Origin of the sequence: Pedobacter cryoconitis, assembly GCF_014207135.1 — a bacterium.
Classification (GTDB): domain Bacteria; phylum Bacteroidota; class Bacteroidia; order Sphingobacteriales; family Sphingobacteriaceae; genus Pedobacter; species Pedobacter cryoconitis_D.
On sequence record NZ_JACHCC010000013.1, the window covers coordinates 18483 to 36153 of the forward strand.

A 17671-nucleotide genomic window follows, 5' to 3' on the forward strand; every position below is an offset into this window, starting at 1 on the left:
GTGCGCTTCTATTATAAATAAAAGAGGGGACAGTGGTGAAGCTGCCCTCTTTTTTTATGGCTTATAAAGCAGGTCGGTTAACGGAGTATCTTTATCTTTTGGGATAGCTGCAGCTTGTTTGAAATAAGCTGGGTTTTTGTAGGCTGTACCCGCAAGTGTCAGCAATCTGTAGAGCTCATTGGTATCATATGGAGTGATCTGTTTATAGTCTTTCGCTTTTTCTCCCATGCCATATGGGATTAACCAGTCCAGTGCTTTGCGGATACTTTTTCCGTCTGAAGTATGATAGTTCCAGACATCAATGCCTGCGTGTCCCCCCAGTAAGGCAAGGTCAAACCAGCCATCATTCAGGTTCATGGTACTATAGCTATAAGCTTTCGTCCTGGCGAGTTCAAGAGGTTGTTTTCCTTCGGGTGTAATTTGTATTGTTATTCTTTGAAGGCTTTCTGTTATTGTCTTTTTTGCCAGTTCTTTATTGTCAGTAAATAAAGCAAATGAGGCTATCTGAGCGTCATAAATTGTACCATGATTGTTTTTGGATCGATGTTCATCTTTGCCGTTTTTACTGTTTAACATCCAGTCGAGGTACTGTTTGTACCAGGTTTTAAGACCTTCGGTTTGTTGCGCAGAAAGTGCTTTTGAATTAGCAAGGAGGCCTATCCAGTCGGCCAGTTGAATTAATGAACGACTTTCAATAATACCAATACCTCTGCCATCGTTTACGCCTGTTATAGCTTGTGCGTAATTAAGGTTGGGGTTCATTTTTGTTTCAGGTGCAATGAACCAGATATTTAGTAATTCACTGGCCTTTAAAGCATATTTTTCCTGACCAGTAAAATAATAAGCGAGGGATAAAAATTTACACTGATCAGTCAGTCCATGCAGATAGGTAGCATCGGTTATCCTTTTGATATCAGGATTGCGTTCACCATCTTTTCTGATGTAAGGTGTTCCATCAGGTTTAGAAGGGTCAGGCCAGAAATAGGTTGCCAGACTCATATAATCATGTTTTGATCCGCTTGGTGGAGTTGATGTTTTGTCCATCACAGATCTTGGGTTTGCGGTAAGCAAACGATCTGCTGAGCGGATAACCTGATCTACCTGGTTACTTACTTGCTTATCTTTTCGCTGATAAGCTTCTTTCTTTGCTTTAATCAGGTCAGCATTGATTAAAAATACTTTTGGTGCCTGTGCAAAAGAAAATTGGCTATATAAAAGCGCAAGTGTGATGTAAAAAAGGTTTTTCTTCATTTCGGATGTTTATAGATCGAATTTTATCCCCTGTGCCAATGGAAGAGTATTGGAGTAATTAATCGTATTGGTCTGTCTCCGCATATATCCTTTCCAGGCATCTGATCCGCTTTCGCGACCGCCACCAGTTTCTTTTTCTCCGCCAAATGCACCGCCAATTTCTGCTCCGGAAGTACCAATATTTACATTGGCAATTCCACAGTCCGATCCCGAGCAAGACAGGAATAATTCTGCTTCTCTCAGGTTCAGGGTCATGATCGCTGATGATAACCCTTGTGGAACACCATTCTGAAGTGCAATAGCTTCATCGAGTGTTTTATATTTGATCAGGTACAAAATAGGGGCAAAGGTTTCTTCCTGTACAATTTCAAAGTGATTCTCCACCTCGGCTACGCAAGGTTTGACATAACAACCTGACTTGTATTGATCACCACTCAGTGTGCCGCCTTCCACTACGAATTTAGCACCTTCTTTTTTGCCTTTTTCAATGGCTTTGGTATACATTTCAACGGCAGCCTGATCAATCAGGGGACCAACATGATTATGCTGGTCTAATGGATCACCAATTCTCAGCTGGCCATAAGCTTTAACCAGTTTGCCGGTAAATTCTTTATAAATATCTTCGTGGATAATCAGACGTCTGGTCGAAGTACAACGCTGGCCTGCAGTACCAACAGCACCGAATACAGCACCGATGATAGACATATCCAGGTCTGCATCTTTAGAAATAATGATCGCGTTATTACCGCCTAATTCCAGGATAGTTTTTCCAAATCTTGTCGCCACAGCTGCCGAGACTTTTCTTCCAATACGGGTAGACCCTGTAAAAGAAACCAAAGGAATTCTGGGGTCATTATTAATCAGATCACCTACGGCATTACCGATGAGCAGAGAGCTGATCCCTTCGGGCATATCATTTGCCTGAAGTACTTTAGCCAGAATGTGCTGACAGGCTACCGCACAAAGTGGTGTTTTGGAAGATGGCTTCCAGATGCAGACATTACCGCAAACCAAAGCCAGTGCTGCATTCCAGCTCCATACGGCTACCGGAAAGTTAAATGCCGAAATGATACCTACAATTCCCAGTGGGTGCCATTGCTCGTACATGCGGTGATTTGGTCTTTCAGAATGCATGGTCAGGCCATATAACTGGCGGGACAAACCAACAGCAAAATCACATATATCGATCATTTCCTGTACTTCACCTAAGCCTTCCTGTAAGCTTTTACCCATTTCATAAGAAACGAGTGTGCCCAGATCTTGTTTATGTGTTCGCAGGGCGTCACCCAGCTGGCGGACAATATCACCACGTTTAGGAGCAGGCTGACTACGCCAGAAAATTAATGCTTCTTTTGCCTGGGCCAATACAGTTTCATAATCCTCTTTGTCTGCAACCTTTACAGCTGCTATTTTCTGGCCGTCAACAGGAGAGTAGCTGTCTATAGTGGCTGCATTGGTTTTCCCGCCCCAGCTATTTCCGGTACTGTAGGCTGGATTTAACTCCAGGATGCCCAAATTTTTTAAAACTGAATTCATATGAATCTGTATTTTTTATTGATCTGTATAAGAGGTCGCTTTATCAGATTAAATAATTTTAAACAGCCTCTTATACAAATCAACAAAAAAAAACCGAAAGGGTTTAAAAAAGGCGAAGCCGATTTCTTGACCTGAATCTTACGCAGATTAAAATTAAGTTGCGTTACTTTGTACCAATTAAAGGAAAATCCCAGACAGCAATGAACCAATGCTGCATATGCTGACCGGCAAATTTTACCGCTAAATTTAATACTATCAATGAATTACGACAAAAGTTGTTTGTATGTTGATAATTATTTCGGTTCCATGCTGCATAATACTGTAAACTTATACTGTATTTTAGAAAAAAGGGATCTGTTCTTTAATTATTCGATACAATGGAAGAGGAATTTTACTTTGATTTTAGTGATGATGCGCAGCGTTCGGTAGAACGGTACGAAGAGATGATAAGGAACCAGGATCAGTATTTTTTTGATGCCCAGGCTTTTGAAAACATCATTGACTACTATATAGAAAAGAGTGACCCTGTAAAGGCACTCCAGGTGATAGAATATGCCCTAAACCAGCACCCCTACGCCGCAGTATTTTTAATTAAACAGGCACAACTGTTTTTTATCACAGACCAGATCGACAAAGCATTTTTCTCTTTGCAAAAGGCGGAAATGCTGGAGGCTTCTGAATCGGAAATTTATGTACTCCGCGGAAATATATACAATAGCCTGGAGCGTTACGCCGAAGCTTTGGATAATTTTCAGCTGGCATTGACTTTTGCCGAGACGACCGACGAAATCCTGTTGCAGATAGCTTACGTCTATCAGAATATGCTGGACTACGAAAGTGCGATTAAGTATATCAAGCTGAGTCTGGAGCAGAATATGGAAAATAAAGACGGTTTATATGAACTGGCCTTCTGTTATGATATTCTGGACAAGCAGGAAGAGAGTATTCAGTTTTACCAGGAATACATAGATAACGATCCTTATTCTTATGCCGCATGGTATAACCTGGCAAATTCATATCATAAACTTGATCTTTTTGAGAAAGCGATCGATGCGTATGATTATGCGATCCTGATTAAGGATAATTTTGCTTCGGCCTATTATAATAAAGGAAACGCACTGGTACAGCTTGACCGTTATGCGGAAGCGATTGAAGTGTATAAACAAACCTGGGAATATGAGCAGCCGAATGCGGATACTTATTGTGCAATAGGAGAGTGTTACGAAAAGCTGGAACGCATGGACGAAGCACGTGCTTATTATAAAAAATCTGTGAAAATGGACCCTAAACTTGCGGATGCATGGTTTGGGATTGGCGTTACACTGAATTTTGAAGAGCGTTTCTTTGAATCTCTTCATTTCTATAAAAAAGCAATTGAACTGGACGGGGAAAACCCTGATTTCTGGTTTGCAATGGCAGATGCGTACTATAAGCTGGGTCAGATCGAACAATCGGTAGAGGCGTATTTCAAAGTGTTGGAATACAATCCGCTGGACATTGAAGCCTGGCTGGACTTCTCGACCGTACTTTACGAACAGGGCAGATTACTGGAAGCTTCGGAAACTATTTCTGACGGGATCAAAAATAATCCTGATGCGGCGGAGTTATATTATAGACAGGTTGCGTATTTGTTTGCCCTTGGGCAGAACAAAGAAGCTTTGGTTTACCTGGAAACGGCTTTAGTAACCGATCCGGATAAACATTATATCCTGTTTGAATATTTGCCGCAACTACAAGACAACAATGCGATTATCGAAGTTATTAACAGATATATTAAGTAGAAGACCTATAAAATTTTGAAGCTGATATTCAGGCTGTAAATGGTTTGCCTCCCAGAGCAGATTGTTACAGTCTGAATATTAGCTTCTTTGTTTTTGGGGGAATTCCATCATTTGATGGCTTCATTAACATTAAAAATAAATTTATACAAATAGCCTTATTTTTTTCACCTTTACAGCAGATATGAATTACCCATTAAATAATATTCCGGAACGTCCAGTAAAACCACGCCAGAGCGGTATAACTATGGTGATGGATAAAGGACTCAGTTTGAGACAGACAGAAGACTTTATTGATGTTGCAGGCGTCCATTCGGATATCGTGAAATTAGGCTGGGCGACCTCATTCGTTACACCCAGATTAAAAGAAAAACTAAATATTTATCGTAGTGCAGGTATACCGACTTATTTTGGCGGTACCTTGTTTGAAGCATTTATTATCCGTAACCAGTTTGAAGACTATATTCGTGTACTGGAGCAATTTGGTATGGAATACGCAGAAGTTTCGGATGGCTCTATTGAGATTGAACATGATTTAAAATGTGAATACATTCATAAATTAGCTAAACATGTTACGGTAATCTCGGAAGTAGGGTCTAAGGATGCTACAAAGATATTTGCGCCCTATAAATGGATTAAACTGATGAATGCTGAAATTGAAGCCGGCTCCTGGAAAGTAATTGCAGAAGCAAGAGAAGGCGGAAATGTAGGTATATACAGAGGATCGGGAGAGGTTCGTGAAGGACTGGTTGATGAAATTCTGACACAAATACCTCAGGAAACAATTATCTGGGAAGCTCCTCAGAAAGAACAACAGGTTTGGTTTATCAAATTGATTGGCAGCAATGTAAATCTGGGTAATATTGCTCCGGCAGAGGTTATTCCATTGGAAACCATTCGTTTAGGGTTAAGGGGAGATACGTTTGATCACTTCCTTAACTTAAGTAAATAACCTTTATCTGTTCAGCAAGCATTTATCATGAGGACATTCGGACTAATTGGTTACCCGCTTTCACATTCTTTCTCAAAGAAATTCTTTACAGAGAAGTTTGAGCAGGAGGGAATCATTGCACATCGCTATGAATTGTTCCCTATGGAAAAGGTCAATGCGCTTACTGAACTGATCGCAGCTGATCATTCTCTGCGGGGATTGAATGTGACTATTCCTCATAAAGTAAATGTCATGACTTTTCTGGACGAGCTGGATGATGCCGCTCAGCAGATAGGGGCAGTAAACTGTATTGATATTCAGCAAAAGAACGGGAAAACCTGGCTCAAAGGTTACAATACTGATGCCTATGGTTTTGAAGAGTCGATTAAACCGTACCTGAAAAACCACCATACCCATGCTTTAATCCTGGGTGACGGAGGAGCGGCCAAAGCGGTGAAATATGTGCTGGATAAATTAAATATAACTTACCTGTCTGTAGTGAGGACGGCTGCCGGAGACGGGATCCTGTATAAGGATCTTACAGAAGAACTGATCATGAAGCACCAGGTAATTATTAATACGACACCTTTAGGGACTTTCCCTGCGGTTACAGAGGCCCCGGACCTGCCTTATCAATGGATCACCGATCAGCATCTTGCCTATGATCTGGTTTATAATCCGGAGGAAACGGAATTCCTGAAAAGAGCAAAATTACAGGGGGCTGCGGTTAAAAATGGATTTGAAATGTTGCAATTGCAGGCAGAACGGTCCTGGTTTATCTGGAATTCCTAGTTTAAAATGAAATGAGACAATATTTATTGTACAGTGTGTTCCTTTTATTGGGTTGTGCTGCGGCTTGTACGAACGAGAGTTATGTACCAAAGCCAAGGGGCTATTTTCAGATTAATTTTCCGAAAAAGGAATACCAGACTTACAATGAAGGCTGCCCGTTTACATTTGATTATCCCAGCTATGCTAAAATAGAACCTGATCAGGAACGTGGTTCGGGCCCTTGCTGGAACAATCTTCATTTTCCTCAGTTTAATGCGCGTCTTCATTTGACTTATTATGATGTTTCTTCCAGAAAGGAATATGAAGGTTTAGTAGAAGATGCCCGTACGCTGGCTTTTAAACATACAGTGAAGGCCAATGCCATAGACCAGAAACTGATCAGTTTCCCGGACAGGAAAGTTTACGGGATATATTATGCTATTGAAGGGAATACAGCTTCGTCAGTGCAGTTTTTTCTGACAGATAGTGCAAAGCATTATTTCAGGGGAGCTTTATATTTTAATGAGCGGCCGCAATATGACTCTATTGCACCCGTTGTGAGTTTTATAAAGAAAGATATTGATCGTATGATTGATTCTTTCAGGTGGAAAAATTAATTATAAATTTAGATGATTACGCTTAAACAGTTTACCTTCAATCCATACCACGAAAATACCTACGTTTTATATGATGAGACAGGGGAGTGTGTAATTATTGATCCGGGAATGTATGATGGTGAAGAGCAGAATACGCTGGCCAGCTGGATTAAAGAAACAAAGCTGAAGCCTGTATTGCTGCTGAATACGCACTGCCATCTGGATCATGTTTTTGGCAATAAGTTTGTTTTTGATACCTGGGGTCTAAAGCCACAGTTTCATCAGGGAGAATTATATATCCTTCAGGCGGTTCCGGGTTATGCACCTCAAATGGGCTTAAACTATGAACTTTCGCCAGAACCGGAAGTCTTTCTGGAAGAAACAGGTACAGTAAAATTCGGAAATAGTGAACTGGAGCTGATTTTTGCGCCCGGGCATTCTCCTGCACATTTGTGTTTCTATGCAAAGGCTGATGAATTTATAGTTGGCGGAGACGTTTTATTCTATTCTTCTATTGGCCGCACAGATCTGCCGGGTGGAAATCATGAACTGCTCCTGGAAAATATCAGGGAAAAACTTTTTGTTTTACCTGAGAACGTTAAAGTTTATCCTGGTCACGGTCATCTGACTACAATCGGGTTTGAAAAACGAAACAATCCTTTTTTAAAATAAGTACCTGTATATTTGACCAAACGAACAGCATTTGAACACAGCCCTCTATATTGCCCGCAGGTATCTCTTTGCTAAAAAGTCTACCAATGCCATAAATATTATTTCTACCATTTCGGTGCTGGGAGTTTTTGTTGGAAGTGCGGCGCTGATTATCATTTTATCCGTATTTAACGGGTTTGAAGAGGTTGTGCTGAAAATGTTTAATACCATTACCCCTCAGCTGGTCATTGCACCTGCCAAAGGAAAAACCTTTGATCCGGGGACGGCTTATTTTACGCAGCTTAAAAAGGCCGGTGAGATTTATTCTTATACTGAGGTATTATCTGAAAATGCTTTACTCAGATACCGGGATAAGCAGTCGGTGGGGCTGGTCAAAGGGGTAAGTACAGCATATCTTAGAAATAAAAGCCTCGACAGCATTACGGTTCAGGGGAAATTTGTTCTTCAGAATGATGCGGGCCCCAATGCAGTAATAGGTTCGGCCCTGCAAAATTATCTGATGGTCAATACAAATGATCCGTTTACACAATTGCAGATTTTCTCACCTAAAAAGGGAATGTCTACGAGTTCTATTAATCCGGCGGATGATTTTATGAATGAGTACATCCCGGTTTCCGGAATTTTTGAGGTACAGCAGGATTTTGATAATATCGCTATTGTACCCTTAAGTTTTGCCAGGAAATTATTACAGGAGGATAAAAAGATAAGTTCGGTGGAAATCAATTTGCAGAAGGGCGTTAATCCGGATGTGTTTAAAGCTAAGATAGAGCAGCAGTTGGGTAATACGTTTGTCGTCAAAGACAGAATCGAGCAGAACAAAGCATTATATAATATATTAAGTACCGAAAAGTGGGCGGTATATATTATTTTAACATTTATCCTGATTATTGCGATCTTTAATATCATAGGGTCACTGACTATGCTGGTTATCGATAAAATGAAGGATATTGCTATTTTAAGTAGTCTGGGAGCAGGAAAAGGACTGATCAAAAAAATATTTCTTTTCGAAGGAATGATGATTACGCTGGCAGGCTGTATCTTCGGGCTTTTTGTAGGACTGATCTTCTGTTTAGTACAACAGAAATTCGGGCTTGTCAAAATGTCACAGGATAACCTGATCATGAGTAATGCTTATCCTGTTGGCCTAAAATGGAAAGATTTTTTATTAGTATTCATCACAGTGAGTGTTTTCTCGTTTATGGCATCAGCTTTGTCAGCTAAATTAAGCGTGAAGAACATTAATCACTTAAATCAAGACCTCTGACATGAATTCCTTAAAACATACATTTTTATTGTTATTTGTACTTTCTGTTGTCCTTGCCGCCTGCAATCGTAATGGGAAGGATACTTCGAAGGCGAATACAAGAATAATAAAAGGGTTATATAGCTACGGTCCTGAGATAAAGTCATTCACAGATTGTGAAGAAGGACGGGAATACTGGGTAACTGACAGTGCAAAAACACTGGAGCTGAGCTATAGTAAATTCAATTTTGAGAAGCCCTATGAGCCAGTCTACATTGAGGCAGAATGTCACGTGGTTAAATCTGACAGTCTGATCGTGTCGGCAGATTTTGACTCTACACTGGTAGTGACTAAACTGCTTAAAATTACAAAGGACATCCCGGACGGTCCCTGTAACCAGTAAAGAAATTAACTGGTTACGTACAGATCGTGGTTGAGTGCAGGGATTATTCCTTTTTCCCGGGCCATTTTAAACAGGATATCTATCGCTTTTCTGCCTTCTGTACCCAGATCAACAGAATATTTGTTAACGTACAGCTCAATGTGTTTGTACATGACAGCTTCATCCATTTCCTGGGCGTGGCTGGAAATAAATGCTATTCCTGATTTGGGATTCTCAAAGGCAAATTCGACTGATTTGCGGATCAGACGGTTTACTTTAAGCTGTATTTCATGATCGAGCTTACGGTTAATCACAATTCCTCCAAGGGGGATTGCACAGCCAGTAAGTTCTTCCCAGTAGCTGCCCAGATCCACAATCTTATGCAGGCCCTTATCGGTATAGGTAAAGCGGTTTTCATGGATAATCAGACCCAGATCAATATTCCCGTCCAGTAAAGCATCCTGTATCTCTGAGAAAACTTTTACTTGTTTGTTGCGTAAATTGGGAAAAGCAATGCCCAACAGGAAATTTGCAGTGGTCAGTTCGCCGGGAATAGCGACCGACAGCGCAGAATTTTCTGATCTCAGTTCATCGCTGTTTATCAGCTGCTCATTTTTACAGATCAGCAGCGGGCCAACACCAAAACCTAATGCACTTCCGGCATCCAGTAGTGCATATTTGTCAGCAACATGGGCAAATGCATGAAAACTTAATTTGGTAATATCCAGTTCGGCTCTTAAAGCCTTTTGATTGAGGGTTTCGACATCATCAAAAAATACCTCAAATTCTAATCCTTCGGTATCGATTTTATGATGGATTAGTGCGTCAAAAATAAAAGTATCATTAGGACACGGAGAAAAGCCAAGAGAAAGTTTCATGGCGTAAATGTAAGTAGTTCCGGTATCCGGTTGGTTAATCGTTTGTCAAAAATTCAATTGCCCAGTTGTTCAGGTTTTTGACAGCCAGACCGATATTCCAGTTATCCCGGTTCCGCTCTTCTACATAATTGGAAATGCTTCGGACCTGCAGACAGGGAATGCCGAGTTGCTCACAACAGTAAAATACAGCGGCGCCTTCCATACTTTCTGTAGTGGGATTAAGCCTGTTGACAATCGCACTGATACTCTGAGTATTCCCATGTACTTTGTTGACAGTTATCCCGTTTGCTTTTGGTAAAGTATTTACATCCCTGAGCTCAGCATTATAAGTGGCGGTATAAGTGCTCTTCCCGAATCCCATCTCGTCAATAGTTAAAAAATCATCTTTATTTTCGGCGCCTAATTCTGAAAATTCGTCATTTACGATATTCACCAGGGTGCCCAGCGGAATGCTGCGGTCATAACATCCGGCTATTCCGAGATTGATAACCAGCTGATATGCAGTAGATAAATGTTGTCCAAGGGCGAAGGCTGTTGCTGTCATACCTACACCGGTAATCAGCAAATCAAAATGAGTATTTTGTGTGAAATTTTCTTCAGCCAGGCCAAAATTTTTGCAAAACCCAGAGACCTCGGCCCTCGTTGCTGCAACTACCAGTATCTTCATTTGACGAAGTTACAAAATTTAAAAAGTGGCGGGATCATATTACAGATAATCTGCACAGCGATAAACTTTTAAAAGTAGCACAGCTTCAATTGCATGCTTCTTTTTAGATAGTCTTCGTATATTTGCAGTCAATTACTGAAATATGATTTATATAACCCGCAAAGAATCTTTCAACGCCGCACATAAATTAGCAAGACCAGACTGGTCTGATGATCATAATCTTGAAGTTTTTGGCAAATGCGCCAATCCGAACTGGCATGGTCACAATTATCAGCTGTTTGTTACTGTTAAAGGTGAAGTGAATCCTGAAACAGGATTTTTGGTTGACCTTAAATGGATGAAAGAAATCATCAATGAGCATATCATTGATAAATTAGACCATAGAAATCTTAATCTGGATGTAGATTTTATGAAGGACAAACTGGCTTCTACAGAGAATCTGGTAATTGCTGTCTGGGATCAATTACTTCCGCATATTAAAGCTGGCGGCGCAGAGCTGCATTGTGTTAAAATTTACGAGACCGAAAATAATTTTGTAGAATACTTCGGTTAATCAAACAAGATAGATGGAAAATCATACAATAGATACCTTTGAAGAAGAAGAAAACGAAGGGTATATTAAAATAGATCGTTACAATAAAGCGAAAACAGTTTCTATTTCAAGTCATTATACTGATATATTAACACAACTTGGTGAAGATCCGCAACGGGAAGGTTTGTTGAAAACACCTGAGCGTGTGGCTAAGGCACTACAGTTTCTTACGCATGGTTATGATATCAATCCGGCAGAGATCCTGCGCTCAGCAATGTTTAAAGAAGATTACAGCCAGATGGTTGTGGTAAAGGATATAGAAGTTTATTCTATGTGCGAGCACCATATGCTGCCTTTTTTTGGTAAAGCTCATGTGGCTTATATTCCTAACGGACACATTGTAGGCCTGAGTAAGATCCCACGTGTGGTGGATGCCTTTGCAAGAAGATTACAGGTACAGGAACGTCTGACCAACGAGATCAGAGATTGTATTCAGGAAACGCTTGAACCTGCGGGTGTAGCGGTAGTGATTGAATGTCAGCATTTATGTATGGCGATGAGAGGTATACAGAAGCAAAATTCAGTAACAACAACCTCGGCTTTTACAGGTGAATTTGCAAAAGACAAAACAAGGGCAGAGTTTTTGAGGTTAATTACAGCACGATTACATTAAAATATAGAATAATATAAATGAAAGCATATTTATTTCCAGGGCAGGGCGCGCAATTTTCAGGTATGGGTAAAGAACTGTACGAGACAGAACTAGCCAGAGAATTATTTGAAAAAGCGAATGATATTATTGGTTTCAGGATCAGTGATATTATGTTTTCGGGCACGGAAGAGGAGTTAAAACAAACTAAGGTTACCCAACCAGCTATATTTCTTCATTCTGTCATCCTGGCCAAATCATTAGGTGATGATTTTAAACCTGATATGGTTGCCGGACACTCTTTAGGAGAGTTTTCTGCTTTGGTTGCTGCCTCAGCAATCTCATTTGAGGATGGATTGAAATTAGTAATCGCACGTGCAAATGCTATGCAAAGAGCTTGTGAACTGCAACCTTCTACGATGGCCGCTATTCTTGGATTGGCCGATGATGTGGTAGAGAAAATTTGTGAAGAGATTGATGAAGTCGTTGTCGCTGCAAATTATAACTGCCCGGGGCAGCTGGTTATCTCAGGAAGTATTGAAGGGGTGGATATCGCTTGTGCAAAACTGACTGAGGCTGGTGCTAAAAGAGCTTTAAAGTTAAATGTAGGTGGTGCATTTCACTCTCCATTGATGGAACCTGCCAGAATTGAACTGAAGGAAGCTATTGAAAATACTACAATTTTACCTCCGGTATGTCCAATTTATCAGAATGTGGATCCAAGACCGCAGACAGACCCGGAAAAAATTAAATTTAACCTGATTACACAGCTTACCGGTGCTGTAAAATGGACTCAGACTGTAGAGCGTATGCTGGCCGATGGAGCGGACGAATTTATTGAAGTAGGACCGGGTAATGTTTTACAGGGCCTGGTTAAAAAAGTGAACCGTTCAGTTCAGACAAGTTCTGCAACAGTTCCTGTTTAATCTTCATTATTAAAAAAAACCGATGTGCATATAGGAGGTAAAATTCGTTTTCTTTTATTGATTCTGGGGATATGCTGTATTATTACCGCATTATCGTTAAAGCATTCTATAACTGAAAAGGACCTCCTGCAACACGAAGCAAGTAAACTCCAGGAGAACCTTGCACTGAATGAACATGCGGTATATAACTTCCTGGCAGATGCGCAGCAGCTTGAAAGAGCCAAGCAATTTCATTTGAATGAAACATTTGCCTTAAATTATATTAATTCCTTTGGAGCCAAAGGAATTAATATTCTTACCTATGACCACGACTTACTTAAATTCTGGAGTTCTTACAAGGCTATACCGCCTAATCTGGATAAGATCAAAGAAGGCTCTTCTTTTCTGCAATTAGCCAATGGCTGGTATGAGGTCATCAAAAAAACAGAAGGCAGCTACACACTGGTTTTTCTGATAGATGTAAAGGATCAGTTCAGTATCCAGAACAGATATCTGAAAAATGGGATTGTAAATCAATTATCTTCTTCGAATTCGCTGGCTTTAGCATCTTTTATGGATGAAGAAGTAAATGGCATTATGAACCTGGAAGGGAAGTTGTTATTTGAAGTCAAACTCAAGCCTAATTATACCCAGAGTGTTTATTCTACCATCCAGATCTGGCTGTGGGTCATTGGCTTATTCAGTTTTTCTTTATTTGTCAATTCATTCTGTGCAAGACTGGCTAAAAGAGGGTACCTGATTCCGGCTACCCTGCTACTGATTACTTTCTTTTTGGGGGTACGGATCACTGACCTGGAATATGGCTGGTATAATCATCAGTTCAGCCTGGAGATTTTCAGCCCTTCTATCTATGCAGAAAGTTTTTTCCTGCCTTCTCTGGGTGATTTTTTACTTAATGTGCTGGGTATTACCTGGGTTGTCTTGTTTGTTTATACTTATAAGGAGAGCTACAAACTTCCCCGATGGATGACCAAAAGTAAGATTGCAGGATTACTTTTTCATGTTTTCCTGTTATTGCTTTTCTCGGGCATAGCGTTTCTGATGAATGAGGTGTTTTTTGGTCTTATTTATAACTCCAAGATAAATTTTGATATCACCAATATTATAAACCTCAGCTGGCTGAGCTGGGTTTGTATAGTGATTCTTTGTCTGGTCTGGTTCAATGTGTATCTCCTGGCCAGTGTCTGTATCGAATTGACCAGGCAGTTGAAAGTTACAAACAAGGAGAGGCTGTTCTTGTTTTTTGCCATGTTTGCCATGTACTTTATCTATATGTTATGTGTGGATTTTACGGCTTTCTTCATCGCATACGCCTTGTTTCTGTTCATTATTTCCTATAATAGTTATATCCAGAAAAATAAGTTCTCCATTGGTATTTTTGCTGCGATCTTCTTTTGCCTTGCCTTTATCTCCTCCATCAAGTATCTGAAATTTAATGATATTAAGGAGCGTAGTAACCGTTATGTGATAGCGCAGCGCTTACAGTCTTCGGATGATCCTAAGGTGATCAATTCAATCGAAAGTCTTGGAAACGGGATTTCCAATGATCTTTTTATTACTGATTATTTTAAGAACCCAGGGTCAAACAGGCATCTGGCTCTGCAGAATTATATTATCAAGACTTTCCTCGATGGTTATCTGTCTCCTTTTGAGCATAATTTTTATGAATTTAACGCAGTGGACTCTACGCTGGCAGTAAGAGAAGACAGGTCACTACAACATTATCAGAACCTGGTTAAGTCTGGCTCTGTCAAGATCTCAAATTTCTTTTACCGCCTTAATGATACTTTTGGTTATCAAAACTATTTTGGGATCATTCCTATTTTTGATGATAATCATATTCTGGGTACCCTGGTTATAGAACTGAAATCTCAGCAGTACAATTATAACAGTCAGTTTCCGGAAATCCTGATTGATGGGAAACTGAAAAACGAAGAGGACTACAGTAATTACTCTTTTGCTTTTTATAACAATAATAAACTGATCAAACAGGCAGGGAAATACACTTACAAAATTGCTAATACAGAGTTTAAAGGTGTTTATGGAGAACCTGTAATTGTGAATGAGCCGAAGTTGGGATACAGTCATTTAATTTATTCGGCAAGTAATTCAAAAATTATAGTGATCAGTAAGGAAAAGGTGAATTATATAGTCCGGTTAGCGGCATTATCTTTCTTCTTTCTGATGTTTATTATTTTCTCGGCGGCTTTATACATGCTGATCTGGTTACTGAAAAATATTGATCAGAGCTGGGGAGGATGGTTCAATATCAATCGCTCTTTAATGATTAATGCGAATAAGATCCTATATAAGACCAGGATACAGCTCTCTATCGTATTATCTGTAGTCGCTACATTATTGATCGTCGGCTGGTCAACCTTCTTTTATATCAGGGATGAATACAGGAAACAGCAGGAAGATTTTATCCGTGAAAAAATACGGAAAGTACAGCTTTCTTATGAGAAGCAGATCTTTGGTACAGGGATACCTGTAAGTACGGATGTCGCGGTCATCAATTTCAACCAGTTTGCGGATATTAATTCTGCTTACCTGAATTTGTTTGACACCGATGGGAACCTGTTGTTTACTTCTTTGCCAAAGATGTATGATTATGGGATTATAGGAACTAAAATGGAGCCTAAAGCCTATATTTATCTGAAGCAACTCCAGCGATCAGAATATTCAAATCCACAGGAAACCATAGGTGAATTTAAGTACTCTTCGGCTTATGCGCCTATCCGTAATGCACAAAATCAGACTGTAGCCTATATTGGTTTGCCTTATTATGGAAATGAAGCTGACTATCAATCTAAAATAGGTTTGTTTATTAATACGCTGATTAACATTTACGCACTGGTTTTTGTGGCTATAGGTATCCTGGCGGTGTTTCTGGCGAACCAGATCACCAGTCCGCTGACCTTTATTCAGGAGAGTATAAAAAAGACTAAACTGGGGCAGAAAAATCAGCCTATTATCTGGTCCAGGCATGATGAGATCGGATCGCTGATCAAAGAATATAACAAGATGATTGCTGCACTGGAAGAAAGTGCGGTTAAACTTGCGAAATCTGAAAGGGAGAGTGCCTGGCGCGAAATGGCCAAACAGGTTGCCCATGAGATTAAAAACCCGCTCACGCCATTAAAACTGGGGGTACAGTTACTGGAAAAATCATGGAAAGAAAAGGACCCTAACTTTGAACAGAAGTTCGAGCGTTTTTACAGATCTTTTGTGGAGCAGATCGATAGTCTGGCGACGATCGCCTCTGAGTTTTCAAACTTTGCAAAAATGCCGGATACCAAACTGGAAAAACTGCTGCTTATTCCGATCATTGAGCAAACAAGGGATGTTTTTGTCAATACTAAAAATGTTGAAATATATATATCCAATCTAACCAGCAAAGAGGTATTTATACAGGGGGATAAGGATCAGATGCTACGGTCATTTAACAATCTGATGAAGAATGCAATCGAGGCTGCAAACCAGAAAGATAAATGCATGATTTTTATTAAAATCACCAACGATTCTGATTATGTCTGGGTGGAGGTAGAAGACAACGGAAAAGGAATTGACCTTGATCTGCAACCGAAGATATTTGTGCCTAATTTTACAACTAAATCTTCTGGTACCGGGCTGGGGCTGGCCTTTGTCAAGCAGGCTGTAGAAAATGCCGGGGGAACGATAGATTTTAAATCTGTGATGGATACCGGTACTACTTTTTATTTAAGCTTCCCGCTAGTTCAGGATATCAGCTGATTATCTCAGTGAAATGGATGCTTTACCCATGGTAAAACCGTTTGCGTATAAAATGATAGCATATGTTCCCTTAACAAAGGGTTTTGGGTTTACCCAGTCTATCAGATAAGCAGTGTCGTCGTTGTTGTAGGAGATCGTGATCATGTCACTGTACTGCATTTCCTGACCATCAGCTTCAAACATATTTTGCTCATCTGCAATTAAGTTACCTGAGGGATCGAAGACACGGAGATAAATTTTGTGATAATCTTTCTCAGCCAGCTGGTTAGGGACAATATTAAAATAGGTAGTCAGTTTTTTTGCAGTGGAAGCTTTGGTGACTTCAACGTTTTTACCGCTATTTTTTACTTTAAATGCCTGAAGGCGTACATTGAAAGCCTTTAGTGCCGCTCCACTTTTTACTTTGGCATTTAATTCCGAATTCTTTTTTTCGAGAGAACTGGCTTTAGCTGAGACTGAAGTCACAGAGCGGGCCAGACTATCCCTTTCAGCTCTGAGAAATGTATTTTCTTTCTCTAAACGGGAAAAGTCTTCCTTATAATCTGATAAAAATGATCTTAGTTTTTTAAGCTCTTCCTGTGCTTTAGCTAATTCTGCCTGCGTTACTTCTCCTTTTTGCAAGGCTTGTTTCAGGGAAGAGATCTTAGCTCTGGCTAATTGCTGTTCCTGCTGTAGTTTATCCGTCAGGGCAACATTCATTGTATTCACTTTGTCAAACTCAACTTCTATTTTTTCAACCTCAAGTTTTAGCCTTTCCTTCTCCGTATTGGTTGTAACGAAGCGTTCTTTTTCATGTTTATCTTTGAAGTATAAGAAGGCATTTGTGCCTAGGAGGGCTGCAATGACAACAATGAGAAAATATATTTTATTGCGGTCTCCTTTATTAACGGGATCTTTTCGGTCTAACATTTGAAATCAAAAATTGGTGTGTTTTGGGTGTATTATGTATTGTTACTTATTCATAAAAAAAACGAACATAGGATAAAAAAAATAATTTGTGGTAAAAAAATGACTGAAATTGTATGAGAGCTTAAAAAAATTCGTTTAATTGCTGACGTTGGGGAAAAATCTTTTTTTATAAAACCCCGGCTGTTTTAAATTTAAAC

The 17671-nt window shown here is 39.9% G+C and carries 16 protein-coding genes; 11 read left to right on the plus strand and 5 right to left on the minus strand.

All coding sequences use genetic code 11. The annotated features are described in order from the left end of the window. Positions 1–54: 54 nt before the first annotated feature. Together HDF25_RS21685 and HDF25_RS21690 are read right to left on the minus strand one after the other, a co-directional pair. Positions 55–1251 carry an alginate lyase family protein gene (locus HDF25_RS21685; RefSeq protein ID WP_184628501.1) on the minus strand — a complete coding sequence of 399 codons (1197 nt, stop codon included), beginning with the start codon at positions 1249–1251 and terminating at the stop codon, positions 55–57. Between the two features lie 9 nt (positions 1252–1260). After that, the gene (locus tag HDF25_RS21690; protein ID WP_184628502.1) at positions 1261–2787 is read right to left on the minus strand and encodes an aldehyde dehydrogenase family protein; all 1527 of its coding nucleotides are present in this window, start codon (positions 2785–2787) and stop codon (positions 1261–1263) included. A 377-nt stretch (positions 2788–3164) separates the two neighbouring features. Between HDF25_RS21690 and HDF25_RS21695 the strand changes: the two genes are divergently transcribed. The 7 genes from HDF25_RS21695 to HDF25_RS21725 all read left to right on the plus strand — a co-directional run bounded on the left by HDF25_RS21695 (position 3165) and on the right by HDF25_RS21725 (position 9181). Beyond that, a complete protein-coding gene (locus HDF25_RS21695) occupies positions 3165–4568 on the plus strand; it encodes a tetratricopeptide repeat protein (protein WP_184628503.1) in 1404 nt (467 codons plus the stop codon). 181 nt (positions 4569–4749) lie between these two features. Beyond that, a complete protein-coding gene (locus HDF25_RS21700) occupies positions 4750–5517 on the plus strand; it encodes a phosphosulfolactate synthase (RefSeq protein WP_184628504.1) in 768 nt (255 codons plus the stop codon). 27 nt (positions 5518–5544) lie between these two features. After that, positions 5545–6288: a shikimate dehydrogenase family protein gene (locus HDF25_RS21705; RefSeq protein WP_184628505.1), complete on the plus strand. Its 744-nt coding sequence runs from the start codon at positions 5545–5547 to the stop codon at positions 6286–6288. Positions 6289–6299: 11 nt separating this feature from the next. Continuing rightward, positions 6300–6884 (plus strand): gliding motility lipoprotein GldD, encoded by a 585-nt coding sequence (gene gldD, locus HDF25_RS21710; protein ID WP_184628506.1) that lies wholly within the window; start codon positions 6300–6302, stop codon positions 6882–6884. A 12-nt stretch (positions 6885–6896) separates the two neighbouring features. Next, positions 6897–7535, plus strand: a complete 639-nt coding sequence (locus HDF25_RS21715; protein WP_184628507.1) for an MBL fold metallo-hydrolase — start codon at positions 6897–6899, stop codon at positions 7533–7535. Between the two features lie 31 nt (positions 7536–7566). Next, complete coding sequence (locus HDF25_RS21720) at positions 7567–8799, plus strand: ABC transporter permease (protein WP_184628508.1); 1233 nt, start codon at positions 7567–7569, stop codon at positions 8797–8799. A gap of 1 nt (position 8800) precedes the next feature. Then, complete coding sequence (locus tag HDF25_RS21725; protein WP_184628509.1) at positions 8801–9181, plus strand: hypothetical protein; 381 nt, start codon at positions 8801–8803, stop codon at positions 9179–9181. Between the two features lie 5 nt (positions 9182–9186). Here the strand turns inward: HDF25_RS21725 and HDF25_RS21730 are convergent, their stop codons facing one another. Beyond that, positions 9187–10038 carry a menaquinone biosynthesis family protein gene (locus tag HDF25_RS21730; RefSeq protein ID WP_184628510.1) on the minus strand — a complete coding sequence of 284 codons (852 nt, stop codon included), beginning with the start codon at positions 10036–10038 and terminating at the stop codon, positions 9187–9189. A 34-nt stretch (positions 10039–10072) separates the two neighbouring features. Next, the gene (mqnB, locus tag HDF25_RS21735; protein ID WP_184628511.1) at positions 10073–10705 is read right to left on the minus strand and encodes a futalosine hydrolase; all 633 of its coding nucleotides are present in this window, start codon (positions 10703–10705) and stop codon (positions 10073–10075) included. Positions 10706–10847: 142 nt separating this feature from the next. On the opposite strand from mqnB, the gene HDF25_RS21740 reads away from it, so the two are divergent. The 4 genes from HDF25_RS21740 to HDF25_RS21755 are packed head-to-tail and all read left to right on the plus strand — an operon-like array spanning position 10848 to position 16565. Continuing rightward, on the plus strand, positions 10848–11258 hold the full coding sequence (locus HDF25_RS21740) for a 6-pyruvoyl trahydropterin synthase family protein (protein WP_041883392.1): 411 nt from the start codon (positions 10848–10850) through the stop codon (positions 11256–11258). 13 nt (positions 11259–11271) lie between these two features. Next, a complete protein-coding gene (gene folE / locus HDF25_RS21745; protein WP_184628512.1) occupies positions 11272–11910 on the plus strand; it encodes a GTP cyclohydrolase I FolE in 639 nt (212 codons plus the stop codon). A 17-nt stretch (positions 11911–11927) separates the two neighbouring features. Continuing rightward, on the plus strand, positions 11928–12812 hold the full coding sequence (gene fabD, locus HDF25_RS21750; RefSeq protein ID WP_184628513.1) for an ACP S-malonyltransferase: 885 nt from the start codon (positions 11928–11930) through the stop codon (positions 12810–12812). 24 nt (positions 12813–12836) lie between these two features. Then, positions 12837–16565 (plus strand): HAMP domain-containing sensor histidine kinase, encoded by a 3729-nt coding sequence (locus HDF25_RS21755; RefSeq protein ID WP_317618242.1) that lies wholly within the window; start codon positions 12837–12839, stop codon positions 16563–16565. Here HDF25_RS21755 and HDF25_RS21760 read toward each other — a convergent pair whose 3' ends face one another. After that, complete coding sequence (locus tag HDF25_RS21760) at positions 16566–17474, minus strand: hypothetical protein (protein ID WP_184628514.1); 909 nt, start codon at positions 17472–17474, stop codon at positions 16566–16568. Positions 17475–17671 lie beyond the last annotated feature (197 nt).

What these genes read in the sequence shown, in the direction of transcription:
- HDF25_RS21685 (WP_184628501.1), bottom strand. Translation starts at nt 1,251, where the DNA reads ATGAAGAAAAACCTTTTTTACATCACACTTGCGCTTTTATATAGCCAA.
- HDF25_RS21690 (WP_184628502.1), bottom strand. Translation starts at nt 2,787, where the DNA reads ATGAATTCAGTTTTAAAAAATTTGGGCATCCTGGAGTTAAATCCAGCC.
- HDF25_RS21695 (WP_184628503.1), top strand. Translation starts at nt 3,165, where the DNA reads ATGGAAGAGGAATTTTACTTTGATTTTAGTGATGATGCGCAGCGTTCG.
- HDF25_RS21700 (WP_184628504.1), top strand. Translation starts at nt 4,750, where the DNA reads ATGAATTACCCATTAAATAATATTCCGGAACGTCCAGTAAAACCACGC.
- HDF25_RS21705 (WP_184628505.1), top strand. Translation starts at nt 5,545, where the DNA reads ATGAGGACATTCGGACTAATTGGTTACCCGCTTTCACATTCTTTCTCA.
- gldD (WP_184628506.1), top strand. Translation starts at nt 6,300, where the DNA reads ATGAGACAATATTTATTGTACAGTGTGTTCCTTTTATTGGGTTGTGCT.
- HDF25_RS21715 (WP_184628507.1), top strand. Translation starts at nt 6,897, where the DNA reads ATGATTACGCTTAAACAGTTTACCTTCAATCCATACCACGAAAATACC.
- HDF25_RS21725 (WP_184628509.1), top strand. Translation starts at nt 8,801, where the DNA reads ATGAATTCCTTAAAACATACATTTTTATTGTTATTTGTACTTTCTGTT.
- HDF25_RS21730 (WP_184628510.1), bottom strand. Translation starts at nt 10,038, where the DNA reads ATGAAACTTTCTCTTGGCTTTTCTCCGTGTCCTAATGATACTTTTATT.
- mqnB (WP_184628511.1), bottom strand. Translation starts at nt 10,705, where the DNA reads ATGAAGATACTGGTAGTTGCAGCAACGAGGGCCGAGGTCTCTGGGTTT.
- HDF25_RS21740 (WP_041883392.1), top strand. Translation starts at nt 10,848, where the DNA reads ATGATTTATATAACCCGCAAAGAATCTTTCAACGCCGCACATAAATTA.
- folE (WP_184628512.1), top strand. Translation starts at nt 11,272, where the DNA reads ATGGAAAATCATACAATAGATACCTTTGAAGAAGAAGAAAACGAAGGG.
- fabD (WP_184628513.1), top strand. Translation starts at nt 11,928, where the DNA reads ATGAAAGCATATTTATTTCCAGGGCAGGGCGCGCAATTTTCAGGTATG.
- HDF25_RS21760 (WP_184628514.1), bottom strand. Translation starts at nt 17,474, where the DNA reads ATGTTAGACCGAAAAGATCCCGTTAATAAAGGAGACCGCAATAAAATA.